Here is a 22,995-nt window from a genome sequence, read left to right as displayed (position 1 = left end):
GCCGGACCTGCCGGTGGTGCTGACCTCCGGCTACAGCCACGTGCTCGCCCAGGACGACGCCCACGGCTTCGAGCTCGTGCGCAAGCCCTACTCCGCCGAGGAACTCGCCCGCGTCCTGCGCGAGGCGGCCCAGCGCGGCCGGCCCTCGGCCGAGCGCTGACATCGGGGATCGCGCACGGCCACGGTTGACGGCCGTTTTCGCGTCGTGCCTATAGGCGCGCATGTGCAGGCGCTCGACCGGTTCGGCGACACGCCGCGCGGTCATCGCCGTGGCCGCGCTCTACGCGCTGCTGCTCCAGGCCTTCCTGGGTGCCCTCGCGCCGACGCCCGCCGGACTCGACGGCCTCTCCGTGCTCTGCGCCGAGCACCCGGACGGGTCCGCACCGGCCGACAGGGCGCATTGCCGCGCGCATGCCTGCTGCCTTCCGGCCCAGGCCCCCCACCTCGCGCTCCCGGCCTCCGCCGCCGCGACGCCGATCCGGCCGCGCTACGTCGCGGTCGTCGCCACGCGGCCGCCGGAGAGCCCGCCTCCGCCCCGAGCGCCGCCCGACATCCGCCCCGATCCGCGGGGACCGCCCGCCGCGTCCTGAACCAGAGCCCGCCGCGCCCCCCGCGCGGCCCTGCCCCTCGTTCGGACGAGCCCTCACGATGTCTGTCTTCCATCTCCGCTGCTCGCGTGCGGCGGCGTTTCCACGCGCTGCCTGGCTGCTCGCGGCCGCCCCGCTCGCGCTCGGTCCCGGTCTCGGCAGCGAGGCCCGTGCCGAGGGCGACAGCGTGACTCTCGAAGAACTCTCCGTCGTCGGCGAGGCCGGACCGGCGGCAGCGGTCTCGGCCCGCTTCGGCGTGGCCTCCCCGCAGGGCTCGGCGCCCGCCGTGATCGAGAACCCGGTCGGGCAGGTCGTGACCGCGATCGACCGCCGCAACACGATCGCGAACCGCCCCGCCACCAGCATCGGCTCCGTTCTCGTCAACAGCCCCGGCGTCACCGTGCGGCAGGGCAATGGTGGGCGCGACGTGATCGTGTCGATCCGCGGCAACAACGCCCGCTCGACCGGCGTCGTGAAGAACACGGTCGTGCTGGAGGACGGCTTCGTCCTGACCCAGCCCGACGGTGCCGCCCGGTTCGACCTGACGGATCCGCGCGCCTATAGCCGCATCGACGTGTTCAGGGGACCGCAATCGGCGCTGTTCGGCAACTACGCCACGGGCGGCGCCATCGCGTTCCGCACCCGCACCGGCCGCGAGATCGGCGGCTACGAGGTCGGCACGGATGCGGGCTCGTTCGGGTACCTGTCGAACTATTTCACGGTCGGCGGCGCGAGCGGCCCGGTCGAGATCAGCCTGTTCGCCAGCGACGTGCGGGCCAACGGCTACCAGGAGCACGCGAGCTACGACACCCAGACGGTCAACCTCCTGGCGAGCTACACGCCGACGCCGGACAACCGCTTCACCCTCAAGGTGATCAACAACACGCTGCAGGCCGACCTCGCGGCGCGCTCGTCGCTCGAGCAGTTCCGGATCAACCCCTACCAGCGCGGCTGCGCGACCGCGGCCTCCGCGGCGCCCGGCTGTACCACCTTCAACCTCTTCGCGAACGGCGCCTTCGGGCCGACCGTGCCGGTGACGGCGGCGGAGGGCGCCTTCGGGCGCAACGACCGGCGCACGATCGTGGCGGCGCGCTGGGAGCACGATCTCGACGCCGACACGACCTGGCGCACCCAGCTTGGCTTCGATGAGCGCAACTTCGACCAACCCTTCTACGTGACCGCCTCGCGCGGCTCGTACCCGTCCTGGAACCTGCTCAGCGACATCACCCGGCGGGGCGAGCTGTTCGGCCTGCCCGCCATCGGCTACGCGGCGCTCAACGTCAGCACGATCGACAATCACATCGCGACCTACAACCGAGCGCCCTACGGCGGCCCGCGCCTCGGCGCGCTCATCGGCGACCAGGAGGCCGTGCAGTCGAACCTCGGCGGACGGGCCCGGGTCGAGCTCGCGCTCACGGAGCGGTGGACCGGCGTGCTCGGCATCTCGGCGGAGAACACCTGGATCGCCGGCCGCAACCTCGCCTACAGCTACGCGGCGACCGGCGCGACCCGCACGGTCGCGGACGCGGACCGAAGCTTCCTCAACGTCGCGCCCGAACTCGCGCTCGCCTACCGGCCGGATGCGGAATGGGCGTTCCGGGGTCGGGTGGCCACGGGCTACACCACGCCCGCCGCCAGCAACCTCTTCGTCACCCCGGCTGGCCTGCCCGGCAACAACACGCAGTTGCGCACCCAGGAGAATCTCGGCCTCGACCTCGGCCTCGACTGGACCCCGACCGAGACCCTGCGGCTCAGCCTGACCGGCTTCTACGAGTTCTTCCGCAACGAGCTGGTCTCGCAATCGCCGGGCGCGGGGCTCCTCAGCTACACCTTCAACGCGCCCGCCTCCGAGCATCGCGGCGTGGAACTCGGGATGGACTGGGCCTTCACGCCGGGCTGGACGGCGACCCTCGCCTACGGCTTCAACGACCAGTACTACACCGACTACGTCGAGCAACTCAGCGCCGGCGGCCTGACCCGGCGGTTCGACCGGGCCGGGAACCGCATCCCGGGCGTGCCGGCCAACCAGCTCCTGGCCCGGGTCGGCTACGACGTGCCCGCCGGGCCGCTCGCGGGTCTCGGCGCCTTCGTCGAGACCGTCGTGCAGGACGATTTCTACCTCGACAACGCCAACCTGCTGCGGGCGCCGGGCTACGCCATCGTCAACGCGAACCTGCACTACGCCGCCGATCTCAGCGGCGGCTACGCCCGGCGGATCAACCTCTACCTCGAGGTCCGCAACCTCTTCGACGCGCGCTACGTCGCCTCCGCCCAGCCGCTCGCGAACACGATCAGCGCGGCGACGGGCCTCCAGAACGGTCCGGCCGCGCTCGCGACGACCACCGGCTCGATCTTCGCGGGCGCGCCGCGCAACGTGGTGGGCGGGCTGCGGCTCAGCTTCTGAGCCGCGGCGCCGGACGGGGTCTCAGGTCCGGCGGCCGTGGTAGCGCTGGGTCCACATGAACAGGAAGTACACCGCCAGCGCGATGGCGTTGACGGTCAGGCCCCAGCCGTAGGCCTGCACGCCGTGGGCGCCGACCGGGTGGCCCAGCTCGCCGAGGCCGACGAGCGCGCCGAGAATGCCGAGGCCGGCAAACAGAAGGGCGAAGATCAGCACGGCCACCTCCATCGCGAACGACGCTGCAGGTCAACGCCGACGGGACCCGGAGGATGCGTCCGCCGGGGCGATTCGCGCGGCGTCCCGTGCGGGAGCTTACCACTCGAAGAAGGAATCGAGGCCCGGCATCATGCAGAGCATCGTGCCCGCGGCCCCCAGCACGCCGGCCACCATGACGACCACTTCCATCGCGCGAGCCTCCCGATTGCATTGCGCACGATCAACTCGGAAGGCACCCGGCCGGTTCAAATTCGATCGCGCGCTCACCAGCGCAGGAAGCGGTCGGCGGCCGGCAGCGCCGCGAGGGTGAGGACGATGGCGCCGACGGCGCCGGCGAGCATGATGACGAGAGCCAGTGACACGTTCGCGCCCCTTTCGATGACGCTCCGACACGCCTGAGGCCGCATGTCATCGAGTCAATGAGCCGAGGATGTGAACGGTGCCGTGCGGCAGAATGGCCGGGGCTCGCCGGGGACGAGCGGGGCCGCATTTGACATTCCGGGGCCGATCATCGACACGGCCGGCCGCGACACGGCGACGGTCCGGGGCCGCAGACGGCCGCCCCGGATGAGACAGCGCACGATGACGGACCACGCATGACCAGCCTGTCCGCAGGCCGCGCGGGGGCCGCGGAACCCGACCTGATCGACCGGCTGCCGGGGCTCGCCGCGGCGACCCATGCGCGGGCGTGCCTCGCCCTGCTCGTCCTCGCGCTGGTCCTGTTCCTGCCCGGGCAGATCGGCCTGCAGCCGATGGACCGGGACGAGCCGCGCTTCGCCCAGGCCTCCAAGCAGATGCTGGAGACGGGCGACCTCGTCGATATCCGCTTCCAGGCGGAGGCGCGCCACAAGAAGCCGGTCGGCATCTACTGGTTGCAGGCCGCGAGCGTGGCGGCGGGCGAGGCGCTCGGCGTGCCGGGCGCCCGCACCGAGATCGCCCTCTACCGCATCCCCTCGCTCGTCGGCGCCTGCGCGGCCGTGCTCCTCGCCTACTGGGCGGCGCTCGCCTTCCTCGCCCGGCCGGACGCGCTCCTCGCCGCCGCCCTGTTCGGGGCCTGCCTGATGCTCTCGGCCGAGGCCCGCCTCGCCAAGACCGACGCGCTTCTGACCGCCTGTACGGTCGCGAGCTTCGGTGCGCTCGCCCGCGCCTGGCTCTCGCGCGGCAGCGTCGTACCGCTGCCGCGCTCCGCGCTCCTCGCCTTCTGGGGCGGGCTGGCGCTCGGCATCCTGGTGAAGGGGCCGATGGTGCCGCTCTTCGTCGGCCTGCCGGCGCTGATCCTCTCGGGGCTCGAGCGCGACGCCTACTGGCTCAGGCGCCTGCGTCCCGGGCTCGGCCTCGCCCTGGTGGCGCTCGCGGTCGCGCCCTGGTTCCTGGCCATCGCCTGGAAGAGCGGCGGTGCCTTCTTCACGGAGGCGGTCGGCCAGGACATGTTGGCCAAGGTCGGCGGCGCCAAGGAGAAGCACTGGGGACCGCCCGGCACCTACGCGCTCGCCTTCTTCGGCACCTTCTGGCCCGGCGCAGCCTTCGCGGCCCTGGCGATCCCGTTCGCGTGGCGCACGCGGGGCGAGGACGCCGTGGCGCTCCTCGTCGCGGCGATCCTGCCCGCATGGGCCATCTTCGAGTGCGTGCCCACCAAGCTGCCGCACTACGTGCTTCCCCTGATGCCGATGGTGGCGATCCTCACGGTCCTGGCGCTCCGGCGCGGCGCCCTCGATCCGCGCAGGCCCGGCGCGTCGGCCGTCGGCTTCCTGGCGGTGGCGATCCCGGTGGGCCTCGCGGTCGGATTGCCGCTCGCGGGCTGGCAGCTCGACCGGCAGGTCCCCTGGGCGGCGCTGCCCCTGCTCGCGGGTGCGGTCGGCCTCGCGCTCGCCGCCTGGTTCGCCTTCCGGGCGCACCGCTCCGAGCGGGCACTCGTCCTCGGCGTGCTGGCGAGCCTTCTGGTCTCGCCCGCGCTGTTCGGCCTCGGCCAGCGCGAGATCCCGGCCCTGAAGGTCTCGCCGCGGCTGGCCGCCATCCGGGACGCGCTGCCCTGCGCGAGCCCGCGCGTGGCGAGCCTCGGCTATCGCGAGCCGAGCCTCGTCTTCCTCGTCGGCACCGACCTCGCCACGCCGCCGACCGGGCGGGAGGCCTCCGACTTCCTGCATGCGGGCGGCTGCCGCCTCGTCTTCGTCGAGGCGCGGCAGGCGGCCGAGTTCGCGGCCGCCGAGGCCGGAAGGACCGGCGCCCGGCAGGTCGGCGCGGTGTCGGGCTTCAACATCAACGGGGGCCGCCGCGTCGGCCTCGCGGCCTACGCGGTGGTCCCGTGAGCGCGTATCGTCTGAGCGTCGTCGTGCCGGTGAAGAACGAGGCCGGCAACATCGAGAGCCTCGTGGCCGAGCTCGAGCGCGCCTGCGCCCCGCTCGGGGCCTTCGAGGTGATCTACGTCGATGACGGCTCGACCGACGCCACGGGCTCGGTGCTCGAGAGCGTCCGCCGGGGCCGGCCGTGGCTGCGCGTGCTGCGCCATGCCCGGAGCGGCGGCCAGTCGGCGGCGGTCCGCAGCGGCGTCGCGGCGGCGCGCGCCGGGATCGTGGCGACGCTCGACGGCGACGGCCAGAACGATCCGGCCTTCATCCCGGCCCTCGTCGCCGCGCTGGAGGAGGCCGGCCCCGGAGCCGGCCTCGCGCAGGGCCAGCGCCAGGGCCGCAAGGACGGGGCCTTCAAGATGCTGCAGTCGCGCATCGCCAACGGGGTGCGCGGACGCATCCTGAAGGATTCGACCCGCGATACCGGCTGCGGCCTCAAGGTGTTCCGCCGCGCGGTCTACCTGCGGCTGCCCTATTTCGACGCCCTGCACCGCTTCATGCCGGCCCTCGTCGCGCGCGAGGGCTACGCGGTGGTCCACCGCGACGTGGTGGACCGTCCGCGCTTCTCGGGGCACTCCAATTACGGGCTGTTCGACCGGCTCTGGGTCGGGATCCTGGATCTGGCCGGCGTCTGGTGGCTGATCCGGCGCAAGCGCCCGACGCCCGACGTGTCGGAGGTGGAACCGTGCTGATCCAGCTCGCCGAGGACCTGCCGGCCTATTTCTACGACGTCTTCGTCACCCGCTTCGACTTCTGGCTGGTCTTCGGCATCGGCGCCCAGCTCGTCTTCGGCTCGCGCTTCATCCTGCAATGGATCGCGAGCGAGCGGGCCGGGCGCAGCGTGATGCCGCTCTCGTTCTGGTTCCTGTCGATCCTCGGCGGGCTGATGACGCTGGTGTACGGCTTCGTCAGACGGGAGCCGGTGATCATCATCGGGCAGGGCCTCTCGACGGTGATCTACCTGCGCAACCTCGCGCTGATCTTCCGCGAGCGCCGCCGCAGGCGGGGGGCCGCGTGAGCCGCGCGCCGCTGCCCGCCTTCCACGACGACCTCGACGGCTGCTTCGCGCAAGCGTGGCGGCTCCTCGCCGAGGGCGTGGAGCGGGGGCGCAGCGGCTTCCACCTGCCCGCGCTCGCCACCCTCGGGGCGGCGGGCGCACCGCGCGTGCGGACCGTGGTCCTGCGCGCGGTCGATCCCGGCGCGGGCACGCTGCGCTTCCACTGCGACCGCCGCTCCGACAAGGCGGCGGAGATCGCCCGGAACGGCGCCTGCGCGCTCATGGCCTACGACGGCGCCACGACGGTGCAGATCCGTGCCGAGGGACTGGGCACGCTCCACACGGACGACGCGCTCGCCGACGCGGCCTGGGCCGGTGCCCAGCCGATGAGCCGGGTCTGCTACGGCACGGCGCCCGGGCCCGGCACGGCGATCTCCGCGGGCGGCGCCTACGCGCTTCCCGACGCGGACGAGGCCCCGGCCCTCGGCCGCCCGCACTTCGCCGCCGTGGTGGTGCGGGTGGCTGCCCTCGACTTCCTCTACCTCGACCGCCGCGGCCACCGCCGCGCCCGCTGGGACCGGGCGGGCGCCGAACCGTGGACGGGCCGCTGGCTGGTGCCGTGAGGCGCACGGGCCCCGTCCTTCCCCGCACCGGGGGAGGCCATCGGAGCGCAAGGACAGGCGTGACAGCATGAGAGCCCCGATCCGTCTCGCGGTCGGCCTGCTGGTGCAGGCTCTGCTCCTCGTCGCGCCCACGCGGGCCGCCGACGCGCCGCCCGGCCCGGTGCTCCAGACGATCGACTACGCCAACACCCGCTACGCGCCGCTCGACCGGATCGACGCGGCGAACGTGAAGGACCTGCGCGTCGCCTGGACCTTCTCCACCGGCGTGCTGCGCGGGCACGAGGGCGCGCCGCTCGTGGTCGGGCACGTGATGTACGTGCACACGCCCTTTCCCAACACCGTCACCGCGCTCGACCTCGACCGGGAAGGCCGGATCCTCTGGCGCTACGCGCCCCGGCAGGACGCGACCGTGATCCCGGTGATGTGCTGCGACACGGTCAACCGCGGGCTCGCCTACGCCAACGGCCGGCTCTTCCTGCATCAGGCGGACACCACCGTGGTCGCGCTCGACCCTGAGACGGGGCGCGCGCTCTGGTCGGCGAAGAACGGCGACCCGGGCCGCGGCGAGACCAACACCGCGACCGTGCTGCCGGTGAAGGACAAGCTGATCGTCGGCATCGCGGGCGGCGAGTACGGCGCGCGCTGCCACCTCACCGCCTACGACCAGGCCACGGGGCGGCGGCTGTGGCGGGCCTACTCCATGGGCCCCGACCCCGACATCCTGGTCGATCCCGAGCGGACGACGGAGCTCGGCCGGCCGGTCGGGCGCGATTCCTCGCTGCGCTCCTGGGAGGGCGACCAGTGGCGCATCGGCGGCGGCTGCACCTGGGGCTGGTTCTCCTACGATCCGGCGCTGAACCTCGTCTATTACGGCACCGGCAACCCCTCGACCTGGAACCCTGCCCAGCGCCCCGGCGACAACAAGTGGGCGATGTCGATCTTCGCCCGCGACGCCGACACCGGCGTGGCGGCCTGGGTCTACCAGATGACGCCCCACGACCAGTGGGACTACGACGGCGTCAACGAGATGATCCTCACCGACCAGACCGTCGCGGGCCGGCCGCGCCGGCTCCTCACCCATTTCGACCGCAACGGATTCGGCTACAGCCTCGACCGGGCGACGGGGGAGTTGCTGGTGGCGGAGAAGTTCGATCCGAGCGTCAACTGGGCGAGCCGCATCGAGCAGGATCCGGCGAGCCCCGCCTACGGACGTCCCGTGGTCGAGCCGCGCTACGCGCCGGAGGCCGCCGGCGAGGACGAGACCACGACGGGCATCTGCCCCGGCGCGCTCGGCGCCAAGAACCAGCAGCCGGCCGCCTACTCGCCCGCGACCCGGCTGTTCTACGTGCCGACGAACCACATGTGCATGGACTACGAGCCGTTCCGCGTGCGCTACACGGCCGGCCAGCCCTATGTCGGCGCGACGCTGGCGCTGCACCCGCCCGCGGGCGCCGAGCACACCGGCACCTTCATCGCCTGGGACGGCGCGGCGGGTCGGATCCGCTGGTCGATCCCGGAGCCCTTCTCGGTCTGGTCGGGGGCGCTCGCCACCGCCGGCGGCGTGGTCTTCTACGGCACGCTGGAGGGCTACCTGAAGGCGGTCGATGCCCGCGACGGGCGCGCCCTCTACCGCTTCAAGACGCCGTCGGGGATCGTCGGCAACGTCACCACCTACATGCACCGCGGCCGGCAATACGTGGCGGTGCTGTCGGGCGTCGGCGGCTGGGCCGGGATCGGCCTCGCGGCGGGGCTGACCGACCCCGCCGACGGCTCGGGCGCGGTCGGCGGCTACGCGGCGCTGTCCCGGTGGACCGCCCCCGGCGGGCAGCTCACGGTGTTCGCGCTGCCCGAGTAGGGAGCGGCGAGACTCAGCTCGCCGCCCGGAGCCGCGCGAAGCCGGCCTCCAGGTCGGCCTTCAGGTCCGCCGTGTCCTCCAGGCCGATATGGAAGCGCAGACCCCAGCCGCCCGGCGCCCAGCTGGTGGCCGTGCGGTAGGGCGCGCAGTCGAACGGGATCACGAGGCTCTCGAAGCCGCCCCAGGAGAAGCCCATCCCGAAGAGTTCGAGCCCGTCGAGCATCGCGGCGAGCGCCGCCTCGGGGCACGGCTTCAGGATCACGCCGAACAGGCCGGAGGCGCCCGCGAAGTCGCGCCGCCAGATCGCGTGGCCGGGATCGTCGGGGAGGCCCGGGTGGAGCACCCGCAGCACTTCGGGCCGGGCCTGCAGCCACTGCGCCATCTCGAGCCCGGCCCGGCCGTGCTCGCGCAGGCGCAGGGACATCGTGCGCAGGCCGCGCAGCGCCAGGAAGATGTCCTCCGGGCCGGCGCACAGGGCGAAGTGGTCGAAGGTGCGCCGCACCGCCGGGAAATGCTTCGCGTTGGCCGAGGTCAGGCCGATCAGCAGGTCCGAGCCGCCGCTGAGATACTTGGTCCCGGCCTCGACCGCGATATCGACGCCGCGCTCGTGCGGCGGGAACAGGAGCGGCGTCGCCCAGGTGTTGTCCATGATCACGGTGCCGCCGCGGGCGTGGACCACCTCCGCGATCGCCGGCACGTCCTGCATCTCGAAGCTCTGCGAGCCAGGCGCCTCGACGAGCACCGCGCGGGTGTTGTCGCGCATCAGCGCCGCGATGCCGGCGCCCACCGTCGGATCGTAGTAGGTCGTCTCGACGCCGAAGCGGGCGAGCACGCCGTCGCAGAACTGACGGGTCGGGCGGTAGGCGGAATCGGTGACGAGGAGGTGGTCGCCCGCCGAGACGGCGGCCATCAGCGCGACGGTGAGCGCGGCCAGCCCCGAGGGCGTCGCCACCGTGCCGGCCGCGCCCGCGAGCTCCGTCCAGGCCTCGGTGAGCGCGTCCATCGTCGGCGTGCCGGAGGTGCCGTAATTGTAGCGCCCGCGCCGGTGCTTGATCGCGTCGTAGGTCGGGTAGAGCACCGTCGAGCCGCGATAGATCGGCGTGTTGACGAAGCCGTGCTGCTGCGACGGGTCGCGCCCCGCATGGACCAGGCGGGTGGCGGGGCCGAAAGTCGGGTTCTTCCTCAACGGACGCGCTCGGGTTTCTGTCGATCTCGGGCCGCACGAAGCCCGGGCGCCGGTCCGAGGTCAAGCCGAGAGCGGCCGGGCCGGCCCCGCGCGGGGCCGGCCCGGCGCTCTCAGCCGTTCGCGTCGGTGTCGGCGGCCTCCTCGTAGGCCTGCATCCAGGCGGCGCGCTCCTGCGTGCCCTCGGCGTAGGGGCACTCGCTCACCGGCTTGCCGTAGAGGCGGGCGTTGCGGCCCTGGATGAAGGGGCTGTCGCTCGCGGTGGCCTTCGGATCCATCGAAATCTCCCTGTCGGTCGTGTCGTCAGTCTTCGGCGTTCCGCTTCGTTAACGGCCTCGGGTTAGGTCTGGTGCCTCGTCCGGTGTGATCGGATTTGTCGCGTGCGTACCCTGCGTCTCATCACCGGCGGCTGCGTCGTCGGCCTCAGCACCCTGGTCGTCGGCTTCGTCAGCGCCGACCGCCTCGGCCACTTGGCGCCGCCCCCCGCGGTGCGCGCCGCCGTCCCGGAGCCCTCGGCCACCGGCTCGATCGCCGTGCCCAAGCCCGCCGCCCCGGCCGCCCCCCAGAAGGTCGCGGCTCCCAAGGTGCCGAGCGGCTTCGACACCGAGCGCCTGAACGCCCTGATGCGCGGCGACCCGATCCTGCCCGCCGGCCGGCGCTGACGGTGCCACGCGATCACGTCGGCGTGCGCCCGCACACCTGACGGCGCGACGCCCCGGGGTCTATGAGGCGCCGGCCCGCCGCTCGTTGCGGGCGGGGGGCAGATGCCTTGGGCTTCGTCTACGCGCTCGCGGCCTATCTGAGCTGGGGCCTCGTCGTGCCGGTGCATTTCCGGCTGCTCGGGCAATTCACCCCGGCCTACATCCTGGCCGAGCGCATCATCTGGTCGGGGCTCTTCGTCGGCGCGCTGGTGCTGGTCTGGCGCGCCCGCCTGCGCAATCCGTTCCCGCTGCGCCCGCGCCACGCGCTCCTCGTCGCCTCGGCCCTGCTGATCGCGGTGAACTGGCTGCTCTACCTGCAGGCCGTGAAGGCGGGCCACCTGCTGGATGCCAGCCTCGGCTACTACATCAATCCCCTGGTCAGCGTCGGTCTCGGCAGGCTGGTGCTCGGCGAGCGGCTGCGGCCGCTCCAGCTTGTGGCGGTCGCCATCGCCGCCTCCGGCGTCGGCGTCGCGGTGGTCTGGGCCGGCGACCTGCCGCTGATCTCGCTCTCGCTCGCGCTGACCTTCGCGCTCTACGGGCTGATCCGGAAGGTGGTGGGCGTCGATCCGACGCTCGGGCTGCTCGCCGAGACGCTGATCCTCGCGCCCTTCTGCGCGGCCTGGCTCTGGCAGGCGCCCGAGCCGTTCCTGCCGCCCGAGCCCCGCGCCCTCGTCCTGCTGCTGCTCACCGGGATCACCACGGCGCTGCCGCTGATCTGGTTCGCGGCCGCCGCCGAGCGCCTGCGCCTCGCGACGCTGGGCCTGATGCAGTACATCGCCCCGACCTGCCTGCTGATCCTCAGCGTGCTGGTCTTCGGCGAGCGGGTCGAGCCGCAGCGGATCGTCATGCTGGCGCTGATCTGGCTGGCGCTCGTCCTCTACGGCCTCGACGCCGTCCGCACCGGCCGCGCCGCGCGCATGTCCTGAACGGCCGGCGAGCCGCGATTTCGGCGCGTTCCCGCCGGACGGCGCCCTATATGGAGGGTGTTGCTTCAGCGTGTGGGTTTTTGAATGAGCGAGCGCCAGGGTGGCGGGCGAGCCGACGAGTCGATCGGCGCGAGCGCGGATGCGCCCGGCATCGATAAGCGCGACATCGGAGAGGCCGATTACCGCAATCTCGCCGAGACCTTGCCGCAGCTCGCCTGGATGGCCGAGGCCGACGGCACCATCGTCTGGTACAACCGCCGCTGGTACGACTACACCGGCACGACGCCGGGCGAGATGCAGGGCTGGGGCTGGCGCGACGTCCACCATCCGGACCACATCGGCCGCGTGCTCGACCGCTACCGGGCCGCGATCACGGCCGGAGAGCCCTGGGAGGACACCTTCCCGCTGCGGGGCGCGGATGGGGAGTACCGCTGGTTCCTGTCGCAGGCGATGCCGCTGCGCGACCCGGACGGCCGGGTCCGGCGCTGGTACGGCACCAACACCGACATCTCGCGCCGCCGCGCGACCGAGCAGCGCCTGCGCCACTCCGAGGAACGTTTCCGGGCGCTCGTCGACGCCTCCGCGGCGGTCGTCTGGAATACCAGCGCCAGCGGCGAGTTGATGCCGCCGCAGCCGCGCTGGAGCGCCTATACGGGCCAGAGCGAGGCGGCCTACCAGGGCTGGGGCTGGGTCGATGCGGTCCATCCCGACGACCGCGCCCACGCGGCCGACACCTGGGCGCGCTCGGTCGATGAGCGCCAGCCCTACGAGGTCGAGTACCGGCTTCGCCGCCACGACGGGCAGTGGCGCCACATGGAGGTGCGCGGCGTACCGGTCTTCGACGAGGAGGGCACGATCCGCGAGTGGGTCGGCACCAACGTCGACATCACCGACCGCAAGGAGGCCGAGGCCGAGATCGAGCGCGCCCGGCAATCGGCCGAGGCCGCCAACCGGGCCAAGAGCCAGTTCATCGCCAACATGAGCCACGAGCTGCGCACGCCGCTCTCGGCGGTGATCGGCTATTCCGAAATGCTGGCGGAGGAGCTGGAGGATGTCGGCCAGTCCGAGCTGCTGCCGGACCTGCGCAAGATCGAGGCGAACGCCCGCCACCTCCTGAGCCTGATCAACGACGTCCTCGACATCTCGAAGATCGAGGCCGGCCGAATGACCGCCTCGGCCGAGACCTTCCCGGTCGAGGCCCTGGTCTCGGACGTCTCGGACGCCATCGGGGCGCTCGTCGAGAAGAAGCGCAACCGCTTCGACCTCGATCTCGGGCCGGATCTCGGCACGATGCACCAGGACCAGACCAAGATCCGCCAGTGTCTCGTGAACCTCGTCGGCAACGCCGCCAAGTTCACGGAGGACGGGGCGATCACGCTCGTCGTGCGCCGCCACCGGGAGGGGGAGGCGGACTGGCTCTCCTTCGCGGTCCGCGACACCGGCATCGGCATGACCGCCGAGCAGGTCGGGCGCCTGTTCGAGCGCTTCTCCCAGGCCGACGAATCGACCACGCGCCAGTTCGGCGGCACGGGGCTGGGGCTCTCGATCACCCGCGCCTTCTGCCGCACCATGGGGGGCGACGTCGCGGTCGAGAGCGCGCCGGGCGTGGGTTCGACCTTCACCCTCCGCCTGCCGGCCACGCTCGCCCCCGAAGACGCCGCGCCGGCCGAGGAGCAACCGCCGGTCGAGCATCCGGGCGCGCACGAGGAGCACGACGTCGTGCTCCTCGTCGACGACGACCCGGCCGCGCGGGAGCTTCTGGGACGCTTTTTGGAACGCGAGGGCTTCCACGTCCGCACTGCCAACGACGGCCGGGCCGGGCTGACGCTCGCCCGCGCCCTGAAGCCGCGCGCGATCCTGCTCGACGTCGAGATGCCGCGCATGGACGGCTGGGCGGTGCTGCACGCCGTGCGCAGTGATCCGGAGCTCGCCGGCATCCCCGTCATCATGACCTCGGTGGTGGCCGAGCAGGGGCTGGGGCAGGCGCTGGGTGCCACCGACTACTTCGTCAAGCCGATCGACTGGGACCGGATGAAAGGCCTGATGGAGCGCTACCGGCCGGAGGGCCGCGAGGCTCGCGTCCTGGTGGTGGACGACGACGCGGACGCGCGCGAGCGCCTGCACCGCACGCTCCACCGCGACGGCTGGGCGGTGGACGAGGCCGAGAACGGCCGGGCCGCTTTGGCCCGGATCGACGCGGAGCGCCCGAATCTGATCCTGCTCGACCTGATGATGCCCGAGATGGACGGCTTCGCCTTCCTGCGCGCGCTCCGGTCCCGGCCGGACGGCGACATCCCGGTCGTCGTCCTCACCGCCAAGGAGATCACCGAGACCGAGAAGGCGCGCCTCGAGGCGCAGGCCGACCGGGTGATCGTGAAGGGATCGCTCAGCCTCGCGGAGGTCGGCCGGCAGTTGCGCGCCCTCTATGCCCGGGAGAACGCTCCGGTGCCGCAGGGCATGCAAGGGCTGATCGACCAGCTCTCGGAGCGGGATTGAGGCTCTACGCGGTTCCCTCCCCCCTCTGCGGGGGAGGGGGGCCCTGCGTCAGCAGGGGGCGGGTGAGGGGAACCCAGCTTCCGGCGCAGGCTCAACGCCGATGCCGAGCGCTATCTGGCACCGTCGCTCCCCTCACCCGACCCGACCTGACGGCCGGCCCACCCTCTCCCGCAGAGGGGAGAGGGAGGTGCGTCGGTCAGCTTCGCCCCAAAGCGGCCTGGATCAGCGTGCGCGCGTCCGCGCCCGACCACTCGGCCGGGCCCTTCATCACGCCGATCGTGCAGCCGGCGCCGTCGATGAGCAGCGTCGTCGGGAGGCCGGTGGAGCCGGTGTCGCGCTGCACGGCCGGCAGCACCCGCCCACCGGGATCGGCGTAGTAGGCGAGCTGCGCGATGCCGTTCTCCCGCATCCACACGGGCGGCTTCTCCGTGTTTCGGGTGTCGAGGTTGATCGCCACCACCGCGAAGTCCGGCCCGCCGAGCGCGGCCTGCAGCCGGTCGAGGGCCGGCATCTCGGCCTTGCAGGGGGCGCACCACGTCGCCCAGAGATTCACGAGGAGCAGCTTGCCGCGGAGATCCCCGAGCCGCATCTCGGTCCCGTCCGGCCCCCGGAAGGCGAGGTCCGGGGCGGGCTTCGGGCCGTCGGGCGCCTGCATAGCCGCGACGTCGCCGCGGCTGGTCTGCGCGACGCGGGCGAGGGCCGGCATCGAGGCGGCGCAGGGCCCCGCCCCGTTGCCGGTGATGGAGCCCGTCCCGTATAGGGCAAGCCCAGCGACGAGGGCCGTGACGAGGCCGGCGCCGATGGCGAGGCGCGCGATGGGTCTGGGCATCAGCCTTGCCTGTCCTGATGTGAGCGCGGAAGGGACGTTGAGAGCATGAGCAACCGGATGTGGGGCGGCCGCTTCGCGAGCGGCCCGGCCGAGATCATGGAGGAGATCAACGCCTCGATCGGGTTCGACAAGCGCCTCGCGCCCCAGGACATCCGCGGCTCGCTGGCGCATGTGACGATGCTGGGCGAGGCCGGCATCCTACCGGCCGACGATGTGGCCGCGATCCAGGCCGGGCTCAAGTCCGTGCAGGCCGAGATCGAGGCCGGCAGCTTCGTGTTCCGCCGCGAGCTCGAGGACATCCACATGTCGGTGGAGAGCCGGCTGACCGAGATCGTCGGCCCGGCCGCGGGACGCCTCCACACCGCGCGCTCGCGCAACGACCAAGTCGCCACCGACATGAAGCTCTGGGTGCGCGACACCCTCGATTCGCTGGACGCCCAGGCCGCCGAGCTGCAGCGGGCGCTGGCCGACAAGGCGCTGGCCCATGCCGGGACCGTGATGCCGGGCTTCACTCACCTGCAATCGGCCCAGCCCGTCACCTTCGGGCACCATTGCCTGGCCTACGTGGAGATGCTGGCGCGCGACCGCGGCCGGTTCCGCGACGCGCGCGCGCGCCTCAACGAGTGCCCGCTCGGTGCCGCGGCGCTCGCCGGCACCTCCTTCCCGATCGATCGGCACGCGACCGCCGCCGCGCTCGGCTTCGACCGCCCGACCGCGAACTCCCTCGATTCGGTGGCCGACCGCGACTTCGCGCTGGAATCGCTCTCCGCCGCCTCGATCTGCGCCGTGCATCTCTCGCGCTTCGCCGAGGAGCTGGTCGTCTGGACCTCGGCGCAGTTCGGCTTCGTGCGGCTCTCGGACGGCTTCACCACCGGCTCGTCGATCATGCCGCAGAAGCGCAACCCCGACGCCGCCGAGCTGGTGCGCGCCAAGGCCGGCCGCATCGTCGGCGCGCTCACCGGCCTGCTCATCGTGATGAAGGGGCTGCCGCTCGCCTACTCGAAGGACATGCAGGAGGACAAGGAGGGCACTTTCGACGCGCTCCAGGCCCTCTCGCTGTGCCTCGCCGCGATGACCGGCATGGTGCGCGACCTTGAGCCCGTCGCGGACGTGCTGAGCAAAGCCGCGGGTTCCGGCTACAGCACCGCCACCGACCTCGCCGACTGGCTGGTGCGCGAACTCGGGCTGCCCTTCCGGCAGGCCCACCACGTCACCGGCCGCCTCGTCGGCGCGGCCTCGGCCCGGGGCGTCGGGCTGGAGGAACTCACGCTGCCCGAGATGCAGGCGGCCGAGCCCCGCATCACCGACGCGGTCTACGCGGTGCTCGGCGTCGCGAATTCGGTGGCGAGCCGCACCAGCTACGGCGGCACCGCGCCCGACAACGTTCGCCGACAGGCCGAGGCCTGGATCGCGCGGCTCGGGGAGGCGGCGGCAAAACCCGCGTGAATTGTGCGCCGCAACCATTCGCAACGCCCCGGCGTTCACCGTTCAGCTAAGTCCGTTGCGCCATAAGCTCGGCCGTGTGGATCGGAGATCGCAGCATGCCCGTCGAGAGTTGGATCAAGCCGGAAGAGGCGCCCGAGATGGCGGCGTCCGCGACCGCGATGATCGATGCCGCTCTCACGGGCTCGGGCCTCGCGCGCGAGGCCTTTTGGGCCGCCGTGCGCAAGGGCTACAACACCCCCTACAACGACCCGCAGCCGCGCGCCGCGGCCGAGATCGTGGTCGAGCCGGCGGTGACCATCGCGGTCTCCGAGCCCGCGCTTCCGGTCGCCGCCATGGCGGCCGCCAACGCGGCCGAGATCCGCGCCGCCTGAGAAGGGGAGGGCGGGGCCTGCCGTCCGCTCGCTCCTGCCGCCCCTCTTGCCGTCCTTGAGCGCAAGCGTCACTAAACCCTGCGCCCGGCGGGAGCCGCGGTGCCGGACGATGCTGTTCAGGATGTGCCGATGCGCCGTGCCCTCTGCCTGCTCCCGGTCGGAGCCCTCGCTCTCCTCGCGCCGCTGCCGGCCGGCTTGAGCGATCTGGCGGGGATGCGGACGGCGCACGCACAGGAGGCCGACGAGGCCGCGCCGCGCCGCGGCCGGCGCGGGCGCGAGAAGAAGCCCGCGACCCCGCCCGGCATGCAGCAGGCGGTGCCGGTGGCGGTGATCGGCGACTGGAACGTCTTCACCAACGGTCAGGGCAAGGCGCGCGTCTGCTACGCCATCGCCCAGCCGCAGGCCCGTTCGCCCAACACCCTCAAGCGCGACACCGCCTACCTGTTCGTGACGGTGCGCAAGGCCGAGAACGTCCAGAACGAGGTGGCGGTGATGCTGGGCTTCCCCGCCAAGCCCGCCGCCGCGCAAGGGAAGGCCGGCGCGGCCGCCGCGCCGAGCGACCCCTCCCTCAACATCGGCACCGCGCGCTACGGGCTGGTGACCAAGGACGGCAACGCCTGGCTGCAGAACCCGGCCGAGGAAACCCGGGTGGTCACCGAGATGAGCGGCCGCACCCCGAAGCTCACGGTCCGCACGACCTCGATGCGCGGCAACCCGACCGCCGACGAGTACGCGCTGGCCGGCTTCGCCGACGCGATGAAGCGGGCGCGTGAGGAGTGCAAGTAGGGGCGGGAGCGCGTCTCCCGACGCGCTACGGAATTACCACGCCTGTTCGCGGACGCGCGGGTCCCCTCTCCCATAGGGAGAGGGACAGGGTGAGGGGTATGAGGCTGCCGAGTATGTCTCGATCTGAACGCGCGTCGAAGGCGTGCGCAGTTCTGGTGCGTCATACCCCTCACCCCAACCCTCTCCCTATGGGAGAGGGGGCGCGTCGAGTCTGAACCGCACCGGAGGGCCTGCCCCTCAGCCCTCGATGCGCGAGAAGTCCGCCACCTCCCGCGTGGCGGCGCGCAGCGCGTTCAAGAGCGCGAGGCGGTTGGCCCGCAGAGCCGGATCCTCGGCGTTCACCGTGACCTCGTCGAAGAAGGCATCGACCGGCGCGCGCAGCCGCGAGAGCGCCCGCATCGCACCCTCGAAATCCTCGGCGCCGACCGCCGAGGAGGCTTCGGCGCGCGCGACGCCGAGCGCCTCGTGCAGCGCCCGCTCCTCCGGCTGGCCGGACGACGCGATCAGCCCGGCATCCGGCTCGGAATCGTAGGCGCGGCCGTCCTTCTTCTCCTCGATGCGCAGGATGTTGGCCGCGCGCTTGTAGCCGGCGAGCAGGTTCTTTCCGTCCTCGGTGTCGAGGAACGTGCCGAGCGCCTCGACGCGGCGGACCACCATCAGCAGGTCGTCCTGGCCGGGCAGGGCGAAGACGGCGTCGATCAGGTCGTGCCGGGCGCCCTGGTCGCGGAGGTAGACTTTGAGGCGGTCGGCGAAGAAGGCGAGGAGACCGATAGACTCAGGCCCAATCTTCCTACCTAGCCATTCGCCGCCGCCTACTGAGAGCCGAGCATAGGTCGTGAAGCCGGGAGGCTGGCTTGCGAGGTAAGCTTTTTGTATTGAATCAAAAACACGAGCCAGATGGCCTTCGAATAGATCTACCAGACGTAGCCGATGGCCTACCAAAGCGTGGCGGATAACGCCAAGCGCTGCCCGCCGCAGCGCGAACGGATCTTTGCTCCCCGTCGGCTTCTCGTCGATCGCCCAAAATCCGACCAGCGTGTCGAGCTTGTCGGCGAGCGCCACCGCGACTGACACCGGATCGTTCGGCACCTGATCGGACGGCCCCAGCGGCTTGTAGTGCTCTTCAATCGCCGCCGCGACGCTCGGGTCTTCACCCTGCAACGCCGCGTATTTGCGCCCCATCAGTCCTTGAAGCTCAGGAAACTCACCGACCATCTCGGTGACGAGATCGGCCTTCGCGAGCCGTGCGGCGCGCTCAGACAGATCCGGATCGGCTCCGACCAGCGGCGCGATCTCCCGCGCGAGCGCGGCGATGCGCGCGATCCGCTCACCCTGCGTCCCGAGCTTCTCGTGGAAGACGATGCTGTCGAGCTTCGGCAGTTGGTCCTCCAACCGCACCGCCTTGTCGGTCTCCCAGAAGAACTTCGCGTCCGACAGCCGCGCCCGCACCACGCGGCCGTTGCCGGCTGTGATGGCCTGACCGCCGTCGCTGGCCTCCAGGTTCGAGACCAGGATGAAGGCCGGCGCCAGAGCTTCGCTGCCGGACTTGCGCAGCACGAAGCACTTCTGGTTCGCCCGGATCGTGGCGCGGATCGCCTCGGCGGGGATATCGAGGAAGCTCTCCTCGAAGCGGCCCATCAGGGTCACGGGCCACTCGACGAGGCCGGCGACCTCCTCCAGCAGGCCCTCGTCCTCCACGAGGTCGAGACCCTGCGCGAAGGCGAGGTCGCGGGCGTCGTGCAGGATGATGTCCTTGCGCCGGTCGGCGTCGAGCACGACCTTGGCGCGCTCCAGCGCCTGCACGTAGTCGTCGAAGCGGCGCACCTCGATCGCCTCGGGTGCCAGGAAGCGGTGGCCGTAGGTGGTGGTGCCGGCCGCGATCCCGTCAACCGAGAACGGCACGACCTCGGTCGATTCGGTCTCGGGCCCGAAGGTGGCGACGATCGATTGCAGCGGGCGCACCCAGCGCAAGGATCCGGGCTGCGCGGAGGCCGCGCCCCAGCGCATCGATTTCGGCCAGGGGAAGCTCCGGACGATCTGCGGCAGGATCTCGGCCAGCACGTCGAGCGTCTCGCGGCCCTCCCGCTCGATCACCGCGAGGTAGAATTCACCCTTTTTCGGGTCCGTGACCGTTCTGGCCTGGTCGAGCGAGGTCAGACCGGCGCCCTTCAGAAAGCCCTGCACCGCGGCCTCGGGCGCGCCGACGCGCGGGCCGCGGCGCTCCTCGCGCACGGCCTCGCCGCGGGCCGGCAGCCCGGCGACGTGCAGCGCAAGCCGGCGCGGCGTCGCGAAGGCCTTGGCGCCCTCGTAGAGGAAGCCGCGCTCCACCAGCGCGTCGGTGACGAGCTTCTTCAGATCCTCAGCCGCCCGCCGCTGCATGCGGGCGGGGATCTCTTCCGAGCGGAGTTCGAGGAGCAGGTCGGGCATGGGATCGGGTCCGGCGGCGCGGGAATGTCGGATCGGGTGGCGGGCGTCAGGCGGCGGCGTGGCCGCCGGCCTCGGTCCTGAGCCAGGCCGCGCCGCAGGCCTTGGCGAGCTCGCGCACCCGCAGGATGTAGCTCTGTCGCTCTGTCACCGAGATCACGCCCCGGGCGTCGAGCAGGTTGAAGACGTGGCTCGCCTTGATGCACTGGTCGTAGGCCGGCTGCACGATGCGGTGGCGCGCACCCTCCTGCTCCGGCTCGCCGGCCGCGAGGTAGGCGCGGCAGGCCTTCTCGGCGTCGGTGAACTGCCGGAACAGCATCGCCGAATCGGAGGCCTCGAAATTGTGGCGCGAGTATTCCTGCTCGGCCTGCAGGAAGACGTCGCCGTACGTGACCTTGTCCGCGCCCTCGCCCCCGTTGAAGTTGAGGTCGTAGACGTTCTCGACGCCCTGGACGTACATGGCCAGCCGCTCGAGGCCGTAGGTCAGCTCGCCCGCGACCGGCGCGCACTCGAAGCCCGCCACCTGCTGGAAGTAGGTGAACTGGCTCACCTCCATCCCGTCGCACCAGCACTCCCAGCCGAGGCCCCAGGCGCCGAGCGTCGGGCTCTCCCAGTCGTCCTCGACGAAGCGGATGTCGTGGAGCTTGAGGTCCACGCCGATCGCCGCGAGCGATTCGAGGTAGAGTTCCTGCAGGTTCGGCGGGTTCGGCTTCAGGATGACCTGGAACTGATAGTAGTGCTGCAGCCGGTTCGGGTTCTCGCCGTAGCGCCCGTCCTTCGGGCGGCGCGAGGGCTGCACATAGGCGGCCTTCCAGGGCTTGGGCCCCAGGGCGCGCAGCGTGGTGGCCGGATGGAAGGTGCCCGCGCCGACCTCCATGTCGTAGGGCTGCAGGATGACGCAGCCCTTGGCCGCCCAGAAGCGCTGGAGCGTCAGGATCAGGCCCTGGAACGAGCGGGTGGGCGCGAGATCGGCGTCTGACATCTTGCTGCATCGCGGCGGGGAGGGGCGGGCAGCGTTTAGGCTCGCGGGGCGGGGTGTCAAGCGAAGGGCGCCGGGTGCGGGCCCACACCGAAGCGTGGCCGGAATGTGGCGCAAACCGGGCCGGAGGCGGGAACTGCCAAGCCCACGGCCACGTTTACTGGACATGATGGGACGGGCGCCCCGGAAAGCCGCCGGACACCTTGGAAACTCAGTCATGCGCAAGGATCTCACCCTCGTCGCCGCTCTCTTCGCCGCCTCCCTGGTCGCGACCCCGCTGGTGATGTCCGGCACGAAGGCGCTCGCCACCTCCGAGGAGGCCACCGCCGTGGCGCTCCCCGTGGCCACGATGCCGGTCGAGGTCGCGGCCGTGGCGCCGGCCCCCGAGACGTGCAACCGCAAGGTCCGGGTGGTCTACAGCGGCTACGGCACGCCGAGCGCGGCCTGCCTCACGCGCTGACCCGGCGCGGGGCTCTGCCCCGAGACCCCGCCGAACGGTGGCCCACCCTTCGGGATTCCGGGACCTAGAGTCCGAGCCTCGCCCAGGCGGCGCGCTCCGCGATGGCGCCGATCGCCTCGTCCGCGAGGCCGGTGCCGCCGGGCGCCGCCCGACGCAGCAGGCGCGCGACGAAGGAGCCGCGCGCCTCCGCGATCATGCGGATCTCCACATCGTCGCCGAAGCGGGCCCGCAGGGTGGAGCGGACGTCACCCAGCCCGTCCACCAGCCCGAGTTCGAGGGCGCTGCGCCCCGTCCAGACCGCGCCGGTGAACAGGTCCTCGCCGGGCTTCAGGTTCGGGCGCCGTGAGCGGACGAGGTCGGTGAACACCGTCTGCACGTCGGCCTGGAGCGCCTTCAGCCGCGCCACGTCGGCCGGGTCCTCGGGCCGGAACGGGTCGAGCATCGCCTTCGCCTCGCCCTGCGTGTGCACGCGGCGCTCGACGCCGATGCGCTCGATCAGGCGATCGAAGCCGAAGCCGGCCGAGACCACGCCGATGGAGCCGACGACCGAGGTCGGGTCTGCCACGATCTCGTCGGCCGCGCAGGCGATCATGTAGCCGCCCGACGCCGCCGCATCCTCCACGAAGGCCAGGACCGGAACCCGCTTCTCCTCCGCGAGCGCCCGGATGCGGCGGTGGATGAGGTGGGATTGCGCGGGCGAGCCGCCCGGCGAGTTCACCACGATCGCGACCGCCGCCACGCCCTTGAGCCCGAACGCCTGCTCCAGGCTTCCCGCAACCGCCGCGATCGAGAGGCCGCGCCGGATCGGCGAGACCGCCCCGATCACGCCGCTGAGGCGCACCACCGCGACCCGCTTGGGCCGCGTCCGGAACCGGGCGGGCAGGAGGGGGTGCAGGAACGCCGGGAACGCGAGGGGCATGGATCGGGGCCGGGGTTGGAATGGATGCGGGCCGCAAGGCAGGTGGTCGGTGCCGTCGCGACGGCAAGGTTTCGGCGCGGGGGCGGGGCGAAAAGCCGCCCGTCGCGTCAGGCGCCCCCGTAGGCCAGGACCAGGGTCGCCGTGCAGATGACCCGGCCGGCCTCGTCGCGGATGTCGGCCCGGAACCGGCTCTCCGCGCGATCGGGCGAGGCGTGCCGAACCAGTTCCTCCAGGAGATGCCGCGCCGCGAGCCGCGCGCTCGTGAGATCCGGTAGCAGACGCCCTTCATCGTCGAAGATCACGGTGCCGTCGTACGTATCGAAGAAGTAGCGTGGCATTCGCGATCTGATCTCTGGTTGCAAAACGGCGATCATCATATCGAAGGCATGGGAGGATTGTCATTCTCGTGCGCCTGAAACAATCGATGGGCCCGGAAAAATCCGGTCCCGCG

The 22,995-nt window shown here is 72.0% G+C and carries 22 protein-coding genes; 14 read left to right on the top strand and 8 right to left on the bottom strand.

Translation table 11 applies throughout. The features are described 5' to 3' along the window. The first annotated feature begins 269 nt into the window (after positions 1 to 269). The gene (locus MFF56_RS15585) at positions 270 to 590 is read left to right on the top strand and encodes a hypothetical protein (protein ID WP_308445274.1); all 321 of its coding nucleotides are present in this window, start codon (positions 270 to 272) and stop codon (positions 588 to 590) included. Between the two features lie 58 nt (positions 591 to 648). After that, positions 649 to 2,991 carry a TonB-dependent receptor family protein gene (locus MFF56_RS15580; protein WP_066927456.1) on the top strand — a complete coding sequence of 781 codons (2,343 nt, stop codon included), beginning with the start codon at positions 649 to 651 and terminating at the stop codon, positions 2,989 to 2,991. Positions 2,992 to 3,012: 21 nt separating this feature from the next. On the opposite strand, the gene MFF56_RS15575 is transcribed toward MFF56_RS15580, so the two are convergent. Next, a complete protein-coding gene (locus MFF56_RS15575) occupies positions 3,013 to 3,204 on the bottom strand; it encodes a hypothetical protein (protein WP_156454036.1) in 192 nt (63 codons plus the stop codon). Between the two features lie 596 nt (positions 3,205 to 3,800). Here MFF56_RS15575 and MFF56_RS15570 point away from each other — a divergent pair. From MFF56_RS15570 to MFF56_RS15550, 5 genes are all read left to right on the top strand, one after another. After that, positions 3,801 to 5,510, top strand: coding sequence for an ArnT family glycosyltransferase (locus MFF56_RS15570; protein ID WP_066927448.1), 1,710 nt, complete (start codon positions 3,801 to 3,803; stop codon positions 5,508 to 5,510). Then, positions 5,507 to 6,241 carry a glycosyltransferase family 2 protein gene (locus MFF56_RS15565; protein ID WP_066927450.1) on the top strand — a complete coding sequence of 245 codons (735 nt, stop codon included), beginning with the start codon at positions 5,507 to 5,509 and terminating at the stop codon, positions 6,239 to 6,241. The genes MFF56_RS15570 and MFF56_RS15565 overlap by 4 nt, the downstream gene beginning before the upstream one ends. Continuing rightward, on the top strand, positions 6,235 to 6,567 hold the full coding sequence (locus tag MFF56_RS15560) for a lipid-A-disaccharide synthase N-terminal domain-containing protein (RefSeq protein WP_066927452.1): 333 nt from the start codon (positions 6,235 to 6,237) through the stop codon (positions 6,565 to 6,567). Before MFF56_RS15565 ends, MFF56_RS15560 begins: the two co-directional genes overlap by 7 nt. Next, on the top strand, positions 6,564 to 7,169 hold the full coding sequence (locus MFF56_RS15555; RefSeq protein WP_066927454.1) for a pyridoxamine 5'-phosphate oxidase family protein: 606 nt from the start codon (positions 6,564 to 6,566) through the stop codon (positions 7,167 to 7,169). The genes MFF56_RS15560 and MFF56_RS15555 overlap by 4 nt, the downstream gene beginning before the upstream one ends. Before the next feature lie 67 nt (positions 7,170 to 7,236). Continuing rightward, a complete protein-coding gene (locus MFF56_RS15550; protein WP_238230330.1) occupies positions 7,237 to 9,024 on the top strand; it encodes a methanol/ethanol family PQQ-dependent dehydrogenase in 1,788 nt (595 codons plus the stop codon). A gap of 13 nt (positions 9,025 to 9,037) precedes the next feature. Here MFF56_RS15550 and metC read toward each other — a convergent pair whose 3' ends face one another. Then, the gene (metC, locus tag MFF56_RS15545; protein ID WP_066926762.1) at positions 9,038 to 10,210 is read right to left on the bottom strand and encodes a cystathionine beta-lyase; all 1,173 of its coding nucleotides are present in this window, start codon (positions 10,208 to 10,210) and stop codon (positions 9,038 to 9,040) included. A gap of 110 nt (positions 10,211 to 10,320) precedes the next feature. Further along, the gene (locus MFF56_RS15540; RefSeq protein WP_197430730.1) at positions 10,321 to 10,485 is read right to left on the bottom strand and encodes a ribosome modulation factor; all 165 of its coding nucleotides are present in this window, start codon (positions 10,483 to 10,485) and stop codon (positions 10,321 to 10,323) included. 102 nt (positions 10,486 to 10,587) lie between these two features. On the opposite strand from MFF56_RS15540, the gene MFF56_RS15535 reads away from it, so the two are divergent. The 3 genes from MFF56_RS15535 to MFF56_RS15525 all read left to right on the top strand — a co-directional run bounded on the left by MFF56_RS15535 (position 10,588) and on the right by MFF56_RS15525 (position 14,330). Continuing rightward, a complete protein-coding gene (locus MFF56_RS15535) occupies positions 10,588 to 10,869 on the top strand; it encodes a hypothetical protein (protein WP_066926763.1) in 282 nt (93 codons plus the stop codon). Between the two features lie 107 nt (positions 10,870 to 10,976). After that, on the top strand, positions 10,977 to 11,834 hold the full coding sequence (gene rarD / locus MFF56_RS15530; protein ID WP_066926765.1) for an EamA family transporter RarD: 858 nt from the start codon (positions 10,977 to 10,979) through the stop codon (positions 11,832 to 11,834). An 84-nt stretch (positions 11,835 to 11,918) separates the two neighbouring features. Further along, on the top strand, positions 11,919 to 14,330 hold the full coding sequence (locus MFF56_RS15525; RefSeq protein ID WP_238230329.1) for a response regulator: 2,412 nt from the start codon (positions 11,919 to 11,921) through the stop codon (positions 14,328 to 14,330). 196 nt (positions 14,331 to 14,526) lie between these two features. Here MFF56_RS15525 and tlpA read toward each other — a convergent pair whose 3' ends face one another. Then, positions 14,527 to 15,159: a thiol:disulfide interchange protein TlpA gene (gene tlpA / locus MFF56_RS15520; RefSeq protein WP_066923665.1), complete on the bottom strand. Its 633-nt coding sequence runs from the start codon at positions 15,157 to 15,159 to the stop codon at positions 14,527 to 14,529. A 45-nt stretch (positions 15,160 to 15,204) separates the two neighbouring features. Between tlpA and argH the strand changes: the two genes are divergently transcribed. From argH to MFF56_RS15505, 3 genes are all read left to right on the top strand, one after another. After that, entirely contained in the window at positions 15,205 to 16,605 is a 1,401-nt protein-coding gene (gene argH, locus MFF56_RS15515; RefSeq protein ID WP_066923663.1) for an argininosuccinate lyase, read from the top strand. Positions 16,606 to 16,700: 95 nt separating this feature from the next. Beyond that, positions 16,701 to 16,976, top strand: coding sequence for a hypothetical protein (locus MFF56_RS15510; protein ID WP_066923662.1), 276 nt, complete (start codon positions 16,701 to 16,703; stop codon positions 16,974 to 16,976). Between the two features lie 129 nt (positions 16,977 to 17,105). Further along, positions 17,106 to 17,762, top strand: coding sequence for an invasion associated locus b family protein (locus tag MFF56_RS15505; RefSeq protein ID WP_066923660.1), 657 nt, complete (start codon positions 17,106 to 17,108; stop codon positions 17,760 to 17,762). A gap of 237 nt (positions 17,763 to 17,999) precedes the next feature. Here the strand turns inward: MFF56_RS15505 and glyS are convergent, their stop codons facing one another. Then, positions 18,000 to 20,141, bottom strand: coding sequence for a glycine--tRNA ligase subunit beta (gene glyS, locus MFF56_RS15500; RefSeq protein ID WP_373324087.1), 2,142 nt, complete (start codon positions 20,139 to 20,141; stop codon positions 18,000 to 18,002). Between the two features lie 94 nt (positions 20,142 to 20,235). Continuing rightward, positions 20,236 to 21,168, bottom strand: coding sequence for a glycine--tRNA ligase subunit alpha (locus MFF56_RS15495; protein ID WP_066924729.1), 933 nt, complete (start codon positions 21,166 to 21,168; stop codon positions 20,236 to 20,238). 214 nt (positions 21,169 to 21,382) lie between these two features. Here MFF56_RS15495 and MFF56_RS15490 point away from each other — a divergent pair, with 214 nt between their 5' ends. After that, entirely contained in the window at positions 21,383 to 21,625 is a 243-nt protein-coding gene (locus tag MFF56_RS15490) for a hypothetical protein (RefSeq protein WP_066924727.1), read from the top strand. Positions 21,626 to 21,689: 64 nt separating this feature from the next. On the opposite strand, the gene MFF56_RS15485 is transcribed toward MFF56_RS15490, so the two are convergent. Then, on the bottom strand, positions 21,690 to 22,544 hold the full coding sequence (locus MFF56_RS15485; RefSeq protein WP_238230328.1) for a S49 family peptidase: 855 nt from the start codon (positions 22,542 to 22,544) through the stop codon (positions 21,690 to 21,692). Between the two features lie 107 nt (positions 22,545 to 22,651). Then, positions 22,652 to 22,882, bottom strand: coding sequence for a DUF6894 family protein (locus tag MFF56_RS15480; RefSeq protein WP_066923351.1), 231 nt, complete (start codon positions 22,880 to 22,882; stop codon positions 22,652 to 22,654). Between the last annotated feature and the right edge of the window lie 113 nt (positions 22,883 to 22,995).

Origin of the sequence: Methylobacterium hispanicum, assembly GCF_022179285.1 — a bacterium.
GTDB lineage: Bacteria > Pseudomonadota > Alphaproteobacteria > Rhizobiales > Beijerinckiaceae > Methylobacterium > Methylobacterium hispanicum.
The sequence above is the reverse complement of the archived record's forward strand: the minus strand, read 5'-3'. Positions and strand labels throughout refer to the sequence as shown.